This window comes from Mycolicibacterium neoaurum ATCC 25795, assembly GCF_000691525.1.
GTDB lineage: Bacteria > Actinomycetota > Actinomycetes > Mycobacteriales > Mycobacteriaceae > Mycobacterium > Mycobacterium neoaurum.
Map to the genome: position 1 here is coordinate 120,964 of NZ_JMDW01000011.1, position 12,075 is coordinate 133,038.

Genomic DNA, 12,075 nt, shown 5'->3' on the forward strand with positions numbered 1-12,075 from the left:
GAGACGGATAGTCCCAAAAACGCAATTGCCAGCGAGTTCAGCAACAACACGTGCCACCGTTCCTGGCCCACGAGGTCGTTAACTGAGATTCGTCGGCGGCAGGGCCCCCCCGAGTGAGGACGTCACCCAAGAGTGCGTCCCGGGTAAGCCGCACAACACAGTTGGGCAAGGTCGCCGCCCGGCAGGCCGCCCGCCAGGCGGTCGACGCCGCGCGTCGACCCTTTCAATCCGAGGAGGAGCAGGCCCGCGCTCGCGACGAGCAGATGCTGCGGCTTGCCGACGACTTGGTGGAGACCCTGGGCAGTATGCGCGGGGCGGCAATGAAGCTGGGTCAGATCATCTCGTTGCTCAACTTCGGACTCAGCTCGCAGGATTCGCGCGCCGAATTCAGCCGCCGCCTGGAACCGCTGTTCAACGCCGCACCGCCGGTTCCCAACGCCACCATGTTCAAACTCATCGACAAGGAGATCAGTCCGTCCGGACGGCGGTTGCTCGCACACATCGACGAGGTGCCGGTGGCCACCGCATCACTCGGACAGGTCTACCGAGGCACCCTGAGCGACGGACGCGCCGTGGCGATCAAGATCCAGTACCCGTTCGCGCGAGACGCGGTGCGGGCCGATCTGAAGAACATGGCGATGCTTGTCCGGTTGCGCAGACCGTTCTACCCGGTACCCGGACTCGACGAGGTGATGGAGGAGGTGCGCAAACAGATCGAGGCCGAGCTCGATTACCGGTTGGAGTTGGACAATCATCGCTCGGTCTACGAGGCGAACCGTGAACACCCGGTCTTCGCGATACCGGAACCGATAGACGAGCTGTGTTCTTCTCGCATTCTGGCGACCGAATATGTCGAAGGACGGGCGCTGCACACGTTCTCACCGACCGACCAGGCCGATCGCGATCGTGTCGGTGAGGCGATCTATCGCTTCTACGCCGGCAACATCTACACCACCGGGCGGTTCTGCGCCGATCCGCATCCTGGCAACATCTTGGTCCTCGAGGACGGCCGGCTGGCATTCCTCGACTTCGGCCTCTACGTTCGCATGTCACCCGATGATCTGGACTGCCAGCGTTCGATCCTGGCCGCCGCGATGAAGGGTGACGCCGCCACCGTGCACGAGCTGACACGCCGGGCGGGGTTCCTCGCCGATGCCGAGGCGATGCCGCCCGCGATGACGATGGATTACATGCATGCGGTCGCCGGGTGGTATCTGTTGCCCGGCGTAGCCCAGATCACCGAGAAGGTGGCGCACAAGGCCCTATCGCAGGCGATGCTCCCACGATCCGATTTCCGCGACGGCATCTTCTCCCAACGGATGCTCGGGCCGCATGCGTTCGCCCGGCGCACCGAAATGAGCGTCTGTGCGCTGTTGGGAACCCTTCAAGCGGCCAACAACTGGCATGCCATCGCCTCCGAGTGGGCGTTCGGCCATCCGCCGATTACCGAGATGGGTCGGGCGATCGCGGAGTACGAGACCGCGGCGGGCCGAGGTCGGTCTCAGCCGGTGGACAAGACTGCAGGCAGTCCGCCCAGCAGATAGTCCGCGACGAAAGTGGTGATCTCGTCGACATCGAACGGCTCGCCGGAACCCAGTAGAACTGGCGATGCGGCCTGGGTGAGCGTCGATACCACGAGCTGACCGGCCCACACCGTATTGATCGGCACATCCGACCGTAGCCACCCCCGTTCGGCAGCGACGGAGAGGATATCGGTCACCTGAGCACTGAGCTGACGATAGCCGCCGAGCATCGCCTTGAGCGCATCGGCATCGACGCCGGGCGCGGCGAGAATGACGAAGGACAGCAACTCGGCATGGTCGAAGGCATGCTGCAAAGCTCTGCGCACCAGCGCGTGAAACTCGTCGACGAAGGCGCCCCGATCGGCCAGCGCCGACCAGTCGCGCCCATCGAAGACAGCAGCCCCGAGGTCATCCAGGCAACGAATCATGATCGCGTCCAGCAGGTCACGCTTGTTTCGGAAGGACCCGTAGAACGTACCTCGACTCACCCCGCACTCGGCGACGATATCGTCGACGTCGACATCGCGGTAACCACGCTCCAAGAACAGTGCCACCGCCGCGTCATACAGTTGCCTCGCGCGATCAGGCATTGTCGTCCCTCTCGGCGTCCCCGTCGACCTGCCCGAGAAGCCCTTCCGTCGCAACCGATTTCATCATCGAAAGGAACTCGGCCCGCGTGGTAGCGGTGCCGTCACCGGCCAGCGACATCGCCAGACCCGGCCCGGCCATTCCCACGATCATCCGGCTCAACATCTTCCATACGTCGCGGTCTGCCCCGCTCTCCGGCGCGAACCGCTCGAACAATTGCGCTACTCCGGCATCGATCAGTCCGAGTAGACCGATTACCCGCCAACGTAATTCAGCGTCGATGGCACTGCTCTCGACGGTCAGCACACGAATGATGGCGGGATCTTCATCCACCAACGCGAATAATCGCGAGCCAAAAGCGGTGATCAGCTCCAACGGCTCGCGGTCTGTGGCCTCGATTTCGTCGACAACGGAGTCGACATTGAGCGCCGCGATCGCCTTGGTCACCGCGTAGTCGAAGATGCGGTCGACCAGTTCACGCTTGCTGTCGAAGTACCGGTAGAGAGTTCCGTTGGACACCTGCGCGTGCCGAGCCACGTCGGACATCAACGTGCGCTCGTAACCTTTTTCGGTCAGCACCACATAGGCGGACTCGATGATGGCGTTGCGTCGCTCCTCCTGGAGCTGCGGATTCGGGGGGCGGCCGCGAACGCGCCGTCCTTCTCCCGCGGATCCACTTGACCGACGCACCGGCAAAGAGTACACGCTCGGACACCTCGGCTGAGGGACGACCGCAGATACTGCGGCCGGTGGACTACCCCGCTTCAGCCCGGTCGGCAGCACCCTCGCCGAGGACGATCGCCGAGCGGACCTCGGCATCGGCCAACAGCTCGTCACGAGCCTCCGCAGGCAGATCGAGCAGCCCGGATACGATGCGGCGCACGAGGGGGTCGCGCGCCACGCCGAGCCAGTAGAGATCCTCGTCTACCCGGCGTTGATACCCGCCATCCTGCATCAGGAAATAATCGGCACGTACGCCGAAGAACTCGGCGATGACGTCGATGGTCGCCCGCGATGGGTTGGTCCGACGCCCGAGCCGAAGCTGAGACAGATACGGCGCAGAGAGGACGTGACCGCGTAACGCCAGCTCCTGCAACATCTCTCGACTGGTGTACGGTTCGCGCCACGGGGGATGCACCACTTCGAACAGGCGGTTCAATCGCTCGGCGAAGTCATCGTGGATATCGGCGGACTCCTCCGGTGTCCGGCGCTTCCATTTGGACGAACGAATGACGGTCCCACTTCGTGCACTCACCAGATCCCCGTTCCCTTGGAGATCGACCAGGATTTTTGCCGGCGGCGGCGTTCCGTCGCGTTGGCCCGCCTGCCGCTATCGGGCGAAATGGGTAGCGGGACAACCGAGCACACCGTAGGCCGTTGCGCCAGGAGCGGCTGCGCGGGTAGACACTTCCCGCGCGCGCAGTGCTCCAACGCCTGGACGACAGCCGTCGCACGCAGCATGACCGGCCGTTCGCCCCAACCGCAGGTGCACGACGCGCTCCAGTGAAACGAGTCCAGCCGCGCGACCGAGGCGAGGCTCCGCTCCTCGGTCGACTCGGCGGCCGGGTCGGCCGCTCGTCGCACCGGCAACGAGATCACCGGACACGGCACGCAACCACCACTTTTTCTCGGGGCTACCATGATTCACCGACAAGTATTGCGGGACAGATGCTGTCGCGTTGTGTGAGGGTCACTGAAAGCACGTGGCCGTCCTCTCCAGGCAAAGTGAACAAACAAGTCGCTGGCGGCCATCCCCGGGGTGCACACGGGACCCTTCCAGCGCCACCGTCGAATGACTCAGAGCACGTGACGGTTCAGACAGCACTCAGGGTGTTGTTCACGGCACGCGCAGTCGCCGGAAAACACGTACGTACGAGTCCGCGGCGGCCGTGCCACACCCCCCAAGGTGCCGACCACAACGACAACGCAGGCACACAGCACAACTACGCCCGACATCATCATGTGGCCCCACCGCAGCACGGCCGCCACCGCAATGACCGGTCAGCAGACATCTCGACCATCGCGCCCCCCTGACACGAACCCCGACCCCGGCGCATACGGCCTTCGACCGTCGGCACCGCCTACAAGATCAGCCTGACATATAGGTGACTGACCTGTCAATCGTTTAACTTGACCGGCGGTGTTGACTGCCCTGACCTGCAGCGTGACCGGTACTACTGCTGCCTAGTGTGACGATCCCGGGCCCGCTGGAGGATACGGCGGCTGGGCCGGCGGCCACTGCGGACCGGGCTGCGGCGGGTATTGCTCCTGCGGGTACCGCCAGGCCGTTCCGTCCCAGTACGGTTGCGGCTGCTGGCCCTGCTGGGGATAACGCCATGCGTTGCCATCCCAGTACGGCTGCGGGGATCGAGCGAGCTGTCCGCGCCGGCGGCGCTTGCGGATCAGATGCACGATTCCCCAGATGATCAAGCCCAGGATCAGTAGCCGACCGATGACGAGGCCGATCACACGTTCGGGATCGGATTCACCTGCCAGCACCATCACCAACTCGGTAGTCACGGTGTCCCCCTCACCGGCGCAGCTGATGTAGCGCCGCACTGGTGTCAGCCTAACCGCCACACCACACCGCCGATGTCGGCAATATTCCAGCCGGAGCGAGTTGCCCGAAAACGAAAGGCGGGTCGGAGGATATCTCCCCCGACCCGCCGATCAGTCGACCTAACTCACAGCATGCAGGACACGCAACCCTCCACCTCGGTGCCCTCCAGGGCCATCTGGCGGAGTCGGATGTAGTAGAGCGTCTTGATCCCCTTGCGCCACGCGTAGATCTGTGCCTTGTTGACATCGCGGGTGGTCGCGGTGTCCTTGAAGAACAGCGTCAGCGAAAGCCCCTGATCCACATGCTGAGTCGCCGCCGCATAGGTATCGATGATCTTCTCGTACCCGATCTCATAGGCATCCTGGTAGTACTCCAGATTGTCATTGGTCAGGTACGGCGCCGGGTAGTAGACGCGTCCGATCTTGCCTTCCTTGCGGATCTCGATCTTCGACGCGACCGGGTGGATCGACGATGTCGAATGGTTGATGTAGCTGATCGAGCCCGTCGGCGGGACCGCCTGTAGGTTCTGGTTGTAGATGCCGTGGGTCTGCACCGACTCCTTCAGCCGCTTCCAGTCCTCCTGGTTCGGGATGCGGATGCCGGCATCGGCGAAGAGCGTGCGCACCTTCTCGGTGGCGGGCTCCCAGACCTGATCGGTGTACTTGTCGAAGAACTCCCCCGACTTGTACTTGGACTTCTCGAATCCACCGAAGGCCCGGCCACGTTCGATAGCGAGCCGGTTCGAGGCACGAATCGCGTGGTAGAGCACGGTGTAGAAGTAGATGTTGGTGAAGTCCACACCTTCTTCGGAGCCGTACATGATCCGCTCGCGCGCCAGGTACCCGTGCAGGTTCATCTGGCCGAGGCCGATGGCATGCGACTCGTTGTTGCCCTGCTCGATCGAGGGCACCGACCAGATGTGGGTCTGGTCGCTCACCGCGGTCAGCGCGCGGATGGACACCTCGATGGTCTGGGCGAAATCCGGTGAGTCCATCGCCTTGGCGATGTTGAGCGAACCGAGATTGCACGAGATGTCCTTGCCCACCTTGGCGTAGGACAGGTCCTCGTTGAACAGCGACGGCGTCGAGACCTGCAGGATCTCCGAGCACAGGTTGGAATGGGTGATCTTGCCCTCGACCGGGTTGGCGCGATTGACCGTGTCCTCGTACATGATGTACGGGTATCCCGACTCGAACTGCAGTTCGGCGAGGGTCTGGAAGAACTCGCGCGCCTTGGTCTTGGTCTTGCGGATCCGCGCGTCGTCGACCATCTCGTAGTACTTCTCGGTCACCGAGATATCGGCGAAGGCAACGCCATACACCTTTTCGACGTCGTACGGCGAGAACAGGTACATGTCCTCGTTCTTCTTCGCCAGCTCGAAGGTGATGTCCGGGATCACCACACCCAGCGAGAGCGTCTTGATCCGGATCTTCTCGTCGGCGTTCTCGCGCTTGGTGTCGAGGAACCGATAGATGTCCGGGTGGTGCGCGTGCAGGTACACCGCGCCGGCACCCTGCCGCGCGCCGAGCTGATTGGCGTAGGAGAACGAGTCCTCCAGCAGCTTCATGATCGGGATGACACCCGAGGACTGGTTCTCGATGTTCTTGATCGGCGCACCGTGCTCGCGAATGTTGCTCAGCAGCAATGCGACACCCCCACCGCGCTTGGACAGCTGCAGCGCCGAGTTGATGGAGCGCCCGATGGACTCCATGTTGTCCTCGATACGCAGCAGGAAGCAGGACACCGGCTCGCCGCGCTGCTTCTTGCCGGAGTTGAGGAATGTCGGGGTGGCCGGCTGGAACCGGCCGTCGATGATCTCGTCGACCAGCTTTTCGGCCAGCGTGGTGTCACCGGCGGCCAGCGTCAGCGCCACCATCACCACGCGGTCCTCGAAGCGCTCCAGGTAACGCTTACCGTCGAACGTCTTCAGCGTGTAGGAGGTGTAGTACTTGAACGCACCCAGGAACGTCGGGAAGCGGAACTTCTTGGCGTATGCCCGGTCCAGCAGACTCTTGACGAAATTGCGGCTGTACTGATCGAGCACCTCGCGCTCGTAGTACTCCTTCTCGATCAGGTAATCGAGTTTCTCGTCCTGGCTGTGGAAAAACACGGTGTTCTGGTTGACGTGCTGCAGGAAGTACTCCCGCGCGGCCTGCACATCCTTGTCGAACTGAATCTTGCCGTCGGCGTCGTACAGATTCAGCATCGCGTTGAGCGCGTGGTAGTCCGTCTCCCCCGGGAGCGCGTGAGCGCCGGTGGTTACAGGTTCTGCAGCTGTGACGGTTGGTGGCACGTCTGGTCCTTCCGGGTTTGAGCCCAAAAATCTGTGAGGCCGGCGCGGACGGCAAAGACGTCGTCCGTGGTGCCCATGAGTTCGAAACGGTAAAGAAATGGAACGCCGCACTTACGAGACACGACGACCCCCGCGTAGCCGAATTCGGCGCCGAAGTTGGTGTTGCCCGCGGCGATGACACCGCGGATCAACGACCGGTTGTGTTCATTGTTCAGGAAGGCGATCACCTGCTTGGGGACATAACCCCCGCGGTCAGGATCCGGGCCGTTGGCGTGTCCGCCACCGTAGGTGGGCAGGACGAGCACATAAGGCTCGTCGACCTGGATCCGTTCCTTGAGTGGAATCCGGATGGCAGGCAATTCGAGCTTCTGCACGAACCGATGGGTGTTCTCCGAGACGCTGGAGAAGTAGACGAGGTTGCTCACGTCTGCACTCCTCTCGGTCGGCTGGATGTTCTAGGCGGTGACGGCGGATGCTCCGGCCAGGGCCTTGATTCGGTCGGGACGGAATCCGGACCAGTGCTCGTTGCCCGCGACGACGACCGGAGCCTGCAGGTAACCCAGCGCCATCACATAGTCGCGGGCCTCATTGTCGAGGGTGATGTCGACGACGTCATACGCGACGCCCGCCTTGTCCAACGCCTTGTAGGTGGCATTGCACTGCACGCAAGCGGGCTTGGTGTACACGGTGACGTTCATCTAGCGGCTCCTACGCTCGTGCATGACTGGGACGGGCAACTGCTCTGGTTATGTAATTCACTTCAATTCAGCGGTCCGGAGGGCCCGGAAATTCCGGTTCCCCCGGAGCTGGATCCGTGGTGCCCGGCGTGACCGGTACCGGCTGGATCTCGCTCCGCCGCGCCCCTGTGGCGTTGGGGCCTCGCGGTCCGTCAGACACTACACCTAGTGTCCGACAAACCGAAGAGATACAAGATGTTCTGAACAACATTCGTGAAATTCCCAGGTCGTAAGCCCCAGGGCGCGTCATCGACCGGCGTGTCGCAGATCACATCCGGGGGTGTGTCGCACTCTATCGGCGGGGTCCGACAACCATGCCCCCGCCATGCGGTCGTCGGAATGACAGAACCGCCCGGGAGCAACGCTCCCGGGCGGTTCTTGTCAAATCGGTTCAGCCGACCTCGGCGACCAGTTTGCCGACCACCTCGCGTACTTGACCGGCGACCTCGGCATGCTCGCGCGGATGCTTACCGTCGAGGGTTGCCGACGGGATCGACAGCTTGAGGTCATCGACCGCCCGCGGCCCGGCGATCGCCAACGACTTGCGGGTCTCGTCGTGCGCCCAGACGCCGCCGTACTGACCCAATGCGGTGCCGATCACGGCGAACGGCTTGCCCTGCAGAGCTCCACTGCCATACGGACGCGACAGCCAGTCGATGGCGTTCTTGAGCACACCGGGGATCGATCCGTTGTACTCCGGGGTGACCACCAGCGCGGCATCCGCGGCACCGGCGGCCTCGCGGAGCGCCCGCACCGGCTCGGCCACATCGTCGTTGTCGATGTCTTCGTCGTAGAACGGCAGCTCGCCCAGTCGGTCGAAGAGCTGCAGCGTCACGCCCTCGGGCGCGGATTCGACGGCGAGCTCGGCGAGCTGCCTGTTGATCGACGCCTTCCGCAGGCTTCCGATGAGTACCAGCACGGTGGTCATGTTCGAGGTTCCTTCCGTCGTCGGGTGATCCTTGCACAGGATAACCGGACCGCGGTCCGAATAATTCCGGCTGAGTTAAAGTGCAGGTGTGGGCGCACCCGAACCTCTCACCGTGCTGCCGCTCTCGTCCGCCGTCCCGGCCGAGCGCGGCGACGCGGCACGCAACCGCGCCCTGCTCCTGGATGCCGCGCGCCGCCTGATCGCCGAGCGCGGGGCCGACGCCGTGTCGATGGACGATGTCGCCGCGGCCGCCGGAGTCGGCAAGGGCACCCTGTTCCGTCGTTTCGGCAGCAGATCCGGCTTGATGATCGTGCTGCTCGACGAGGACGAGATCGCCGAGCAACAGGCATTCATGTTCGGCCCTCCCCCGCTGGGGCCCGGTGCACCGCCGTTGGAACGGCTACAGGCCTACGGGCACAGCCGATTGCGCTTCGTCCACACCCACCAGGCGCTGCTTTCCGATGCCGCACGCGATCCCCATACCCGTTACAACTCGCCGGCAACCCTACACCGCAGCCATATCCGGATGCTGCTCGAATCTGCCGGCACGACAGGCGATCTCGATGCGCAAACCGATGCGCTGATCGCTCTGCTCGACGCCGACCGAGTTGCCCACGAGATGACAGACCGCGGCAAGTCACTCGAGCAACTCGCCGCCGGCTGGGACGATGTCGCTCGCAAACTCTGCGGCACGTGACGACGGACCTGCGCTGGATCCTTCACATAGACCTCGACCAGTTCCTGGCCTCGGTGGAACTGCGTCGCCATCCCGAACTCGTCGGCAGGCCGGTGATCGTCGGTGGAAGCGGTGACCCGCACGAGCCCCGAAAGGTGGTGACCTGTGCCTCTTACGAGGCGCGGGAGTTCGGCGTACATGCCGGCATGCCGCTTCGTGCGGCGGCCCGCAAATGCCCCGAGGCGACATTTCTGCCCTCGGATCCCCAGGCCTACGATGCCGCCTCCGAACAGGTGATGGGTCTGCTACGCGATCTCGGTCATCCACTGGAGGTCTGGGGTTGGGACGAGGCCTACCTGGGTGCCGATGTGGCCGATCCGTTCGACCTCGCCGAACGCATCCGGACCGTCGTCGCCGCCGAGACCGGGCTGCGGTGTTCGGTGGGGATCAGCGACAACAAACAGCGGGCGAAGGTCGCCACCGGTTTCGCCAAACCCGATGGTGTATACGCACTCACCGCGGCGAACTGGATGGCGCAGATGGGCGACCGACCCGTCGACGCACTATGGGGCGTCGGACCAAAGACCGCCAGAAAGCTTGCCGCCATGGGGATATCGACCGTCGCGGATCTGGCCGCCACCGATGCCACAGTCCTCACAGCGGCCTTCGGGCCCAGCACCGGCCTGCAACTGCTGCTGCTGGCCAAGGGCGGTGGCGACACCGAGGTCAGCGCACAGGACTGGGTGCCACGGTCACGGAGCCACGCCGTCACCTTCACACAGGATCTGACCGATCGGGCCGATATGGACTCGGCCCTCATCGATCTGGCGTCCAGGACCCTGGCGGAGGTCAGCGCCGACGGTCGAACCGTCACCCGCGTGGCCGTCACCGTGCGCACCGCCACCTTCTTCACCCGCACCAAGATCCGCAAACTCCCCGCACCGGGCAACGACCCTGTGCAGATCCAGCGTGTGGCAACGGCGCTGCTCGACGAATTCGATCTGGACCGGCCCATCCGATTGCTCGGTGTCCGCTTGGAACTGGAGATGCCATGCTGAACACGATCGCGATCCGCGGCTACCGCTCACTGCGCGAAGTCCTGTTGCCGCTGGAACAGCTGACCGTCATCACCGGCGCAAACGGCACCGGTAAATCCTCGCTCTACCGAGCCCTCATGTTGCTCGCAGACTGCGGCCGCGGGGAGGTCATCGCCTCGCTGGCCCGCGAAGGAGGCCTGCAATCGGCGCTGTGGGCCGGACCCGAACAGACCTCCGGTGCGCGTCGCACCGGAACCACCCAGGGCACCGTGCGTACCCGCCCGGTATCGCTGGAACTCGGTTTCGCCTCAGACGAATTCGTCTACCTGGTCGATCTCGGGATGCCTCAGCACGCGGGGCCGGCCTCACTGTTCGGCCGCGATCCGGAGATCAAACGCGAGGCCATCTTCGCCGGACCACGCCTGCGGCCATCAGCGATGCTGCTCCGCCGCAACGGCCCCCACGCCGACGTCGCCGACGAGACCGGGCGCGGATTCACCGATCTGTCCCGCGCGTTGCCGCTGTACCGCAGCGTCCTCGCCGAATACGCAGGGGCACTTCCCGAAATCAACGCCGTCCGCAACCGCCTGCGCGACTGGCGTTTCTACGACGGCTTTCGCTCCGATGCCGATGCACCGGCCCGTCAACCCAGGGTGGGCACCCGGACCCCGGTGCTCGCCGACGACGGTGCCGACCTGGCCGCCGCGCTGCAGACGATCATCGAGCTCGGCGACGGAAAGCTGCAGGGCGCCATAGCCGATGCCTTCGACGGCGCAGGCGTATCGGTGGTCGCCAACGACGGACTATTCGAATTACAACTCCATCAGCGCGGAATGCTGCGCCCGCTTCGGGCCGCGGAGCTCTCCGACGGCACGTTGCGGTTCCTGTTGTGGGCCGCGGCGCTGCTGAGCCCCCGACCTCCGTCGCTGATGGTGCTCAACGAGCCCGAAACCTCCCTGCACCCGGACCTGATCCCCGCTCTGGTCGGCATGATCAACACCGCTGCGGCGGCCACCCAGGTCATCGTCGTCACGCACTCGACCGTCATGCGTGAGCGGCTCGGTGCAAATGGCGCACTGACCGTGGAACTGGTCAAGGAATGGGGTGAGACCCTCATCGAGGGCCAAACCATGCTGACCGCTCCGGCATGGGACTGGGGTAAGCGCTGACCGGACATCGGCACCATCACCCACGTTCGACCACCTACCATCGACACTCATGAACGAGCGCCCGGGCGACCCGAACGAGTACCCGCACGACGATCCCACCCTGTACGCCGACTACAGCGAGCTGGCCGACCCGTATGCCCCCGCCGAACCGGCACAGCCCTGGTACCAGAAGCCGGCGGCCCTTGTCGGCCTCGGTGCGGTCACCGCCGCGATCCTGGCGCTGGCCGGGTACGGGATCTTCAGTGCCGTGTCCTCCGACGACTCCGATTCCGGCCCGGCGACGACCACCACCAGCACCACCACGACCACGGACGGCGCTCCGGTCGCGCCCGGCACGATCACCGAGACGGTGCCGCCCACGACGGCCACCACCACGTCGACGACCGATCCCACGACGACCACCACAACCACGACGACGACCACCACCACCACGACCACGCCGAGCACGACCACCACCACGACGACGGTCCCACCGAGCACGGTCACCGAAACCCGGACCGAGACGCAGACCGTGACCGATTTCGCACCGCCGCCCGGCGGCGAACTGTCCCCGCCCTGACCTGT

At 64.4% G+C, this 12,075-nt stretch carries 13 protein-coding genes; 5 read left to right on the forward strand and 8 right to left on the reverse strand.

What is annotated here, in order from left to right; all coding sequences use genetic code 11:
- The first annotated feature begins 113 nt into the window (after positions 1 to 113).
- Positions 114 to 1,544, forward strand: a complete 1,431-nt coding sequence (locus tag IC40_RS0116545) for an ABC1 kinase family protein (protein WP_042509541.1) — start codon at positions 114 to 116, stop codon at positions 1,542 to 1,544.
- Here the strand turns inward: IC40_RS0116545 and IC40_RS0116550 are convergent.
- The 8 genes from IC40_RS0116550 to IC40_RS0116585 all read right to left on the reverse strand — a co-directional run bounded on the left by IC40_RS0116550 (position 1,502) and on the right by IC40_RS0116585 (position 8,629).
- Complete coding sequence (locus IC40_RS0116550) at positions 1,502 to 2,113, reverse strand: TetR/AcrR family transcriptional regulator (protein WP_030135816.1); 612 nt, start codon at positions 2,111 to 2,113, stop codon at positions 1,502 to 1,504. The genes IC40_RS0116545 and IC40_RS0116550 overlap by 43 nt on opposite strands.
- On the reverse strand, positions 2,106 to 2,711 hold the full coding sequence (locus IC40_RS0116555) for a TetR/AcrR family transcriptional regulator (RefSeq protein ID WP_338101630.1): 606 nt from the start codon (positions 2,709 to 2,711) through the stop codon (positions 2,106 to 2,108). The genes IC40_RS0116550 and IC40_RS0116555 overlap by 8 nt, the downstream gene beginning before the upstream one ends.
- A 154-nt stretch (positions 2,712 to 2,865) precedes the next feature.
- On the reverse strand, positions 2,866 to 3,366 hold the full coding sequence (locus IC40_RS0116560; protein WP_051644363.1) for a transcriptional regulator: 501 nt from the start codon (positions 3,364 to 3,366) through the stop codon (positions 2,866 to 2,868).
- Positions 3,367 to 4,295: 929 nt separating this feature from the next.
- Positions 4,296 to 4,631, reverse strand: coding sequence for a hypothetical protein (locus IC40_RS0116565; protein ID WP_138158119.1), 336 nt, complete (start codon positions 4,629 to 4,631; stop codon positions 4,296 to 4,298).
- 164 nt (positions 4,632 to 4,795) lie between these two features.
- Positions 4,796 to 6,964 carry a class 1b ribonucleoside-diphosphate reductase subunit alpha gene (gene nrdE / locus IC40_RS0116570; protein ID WP_030135820.1) on the reverse strand — a complete coding sequence of 723 codons (2,169 nt, stop codon included), beginning with the start codon at positions 6,962 to 6,964 and terminating at the stop codon, positions 4,796 to 4,798.
- A complete protein-coding gene (nrdI, locus tag IC40_RS0116575; protein WP_030135821.1) occupies positions 6,931 to 7,389 on the reverse strand; it encodes a class Ib ribonucleoside-diphosphate reductase assembly flavoprotein NrdI in 459 nt (152 codons plus the stop codon). Before nrdI ends, nrdE begins: the two co-directional genes overlap by 34 nt.
- A gap of 30 nt (positions 7,390 to 7,419) precedes the next feature.
- Positions 7,420 to 7,662 carry a glutaredoxin-like protein NrdH gene (gene nrdH, locus IC40_RS0116580; RefSeq protein ID WP_030135822.1) on the reverse strand — a complete coding sequence of 81 codons (243 nt, stop codon included), beginning with the start codon at positions 7,660 to 7,662 and terminating at the stop codon, positions 7,420 to 7,422.
- 430 nt (positions 7,663 to 8,092) lie between these two features.
- Entirely contained in the window at positions 8,093 to 8,629 is a 537-nt protein-coding gene (locus IC40_RS0116585) for an NAD(P)H-dependent oxidoreductase (RefSeq protein ID WP_030135823.1), read from the reverse strand.
- A gap of 88 nt (positions 8,630 to 8,717) precedes the next feature.
- Here IC40_RS0116585 and IC40_RS0116590 point away from each other — a divergent pair, with 88 nt between their 5' ends.
- Genes IC40_RS0116590 through IC40_RS28135 form a run of 4 tightly spaced genes read left to right on the forward strand, consistent with a single transcriptional unit; the run spans position 8,718 to position 12,070 of the window.
- Positions 8,718 to 9,326 (forward strand): TetR/AcrR family transcriptional regulator, encoded by a 609-nt coding sequence (locus IC40_RS0116590; RefSeq protein ID WP_030135824.1) that lies wholly within the window; start codon positions 8,718 to 8,720, stop codon positions 9,324 to 9,326.
- Positions 9,323 to 10,363 (forward strand): DNA polymerase IV, encoded by a 1,041-nt coding sequence (locus IC40_RS0116595; protein ID WP_030135825.1) that lies wholly within the window; start codon positions 9,323 to 9,325, stop codon positions 10,361 to 10,363. The genes IC40_RS0116590 and IC40_RS0116595 overlap by 4 nt, the downstream gene beginning before the upstream one ends.
- Entirely contained in the window at positions 10,357 to 11,511 is a 1,155-nt protein-coding gene (locus IC40_RS0116600) for an AAA family ATPase (protein ID WP_030135826.1), read from the forward strand. Before IC40_RS0116595 ends, IC40_RS0116600 begins: the two co-directional genes overlap by 7 nt.
- A 49-nt stretch (positions 11,512 to 11,560) precedes the next feature.
- Positions 11,561 to 12,070, forward strand: a complete 510-nt coding sequence (locus tag IC40_RS28135) for a hypothetical protein (protein WP_030135827.1) — start codon at positions 11,561 to 11,563, stop codon at positions 12,068 to 12,070.
- Positions 12,071 to 12,075 lie beyond the last annotated feature (5 nt).

Bases quoted from the DNA above. Each gene is read 5' to 3' on its own strand.
- nrdH (WP_030135822.1), bottom strand. From the start codon at position 7,662: ATGAACGTCACCGTGTACACCAAGCCCGCTTGCGTGCAGTGCAATGCC.
- IC40_RS0116600 (WP_030135826.1), top strand. From the start codon at position 10,357: ATGCTGAACACGATCGCGATCCGCGGCTACCGCTCACTGCGCGAAGTC.
- IC40_RS0116550 (WP_030135816.1), bottom strand. From the start codon at position 2,113: ATGCCTGATCGCGCGAGGCAACTGTATGACGCGGCGGTGGCACTGTTC.
- IC40_RS28135 (WP_030135827.1), top strand. From the start codon at position 11,561: ATGAACGAGCGCCCGGGCGACCCGAACGAGTACCCGCACGACGATCCC.
- IC40_RS0116585 (WP_030135823.1), bottom strand. From the start codon at position 8,629: ATGACCACCGTGCTGGTACTCATCGGAAGCCTGCGGAAGGCGTCGATC.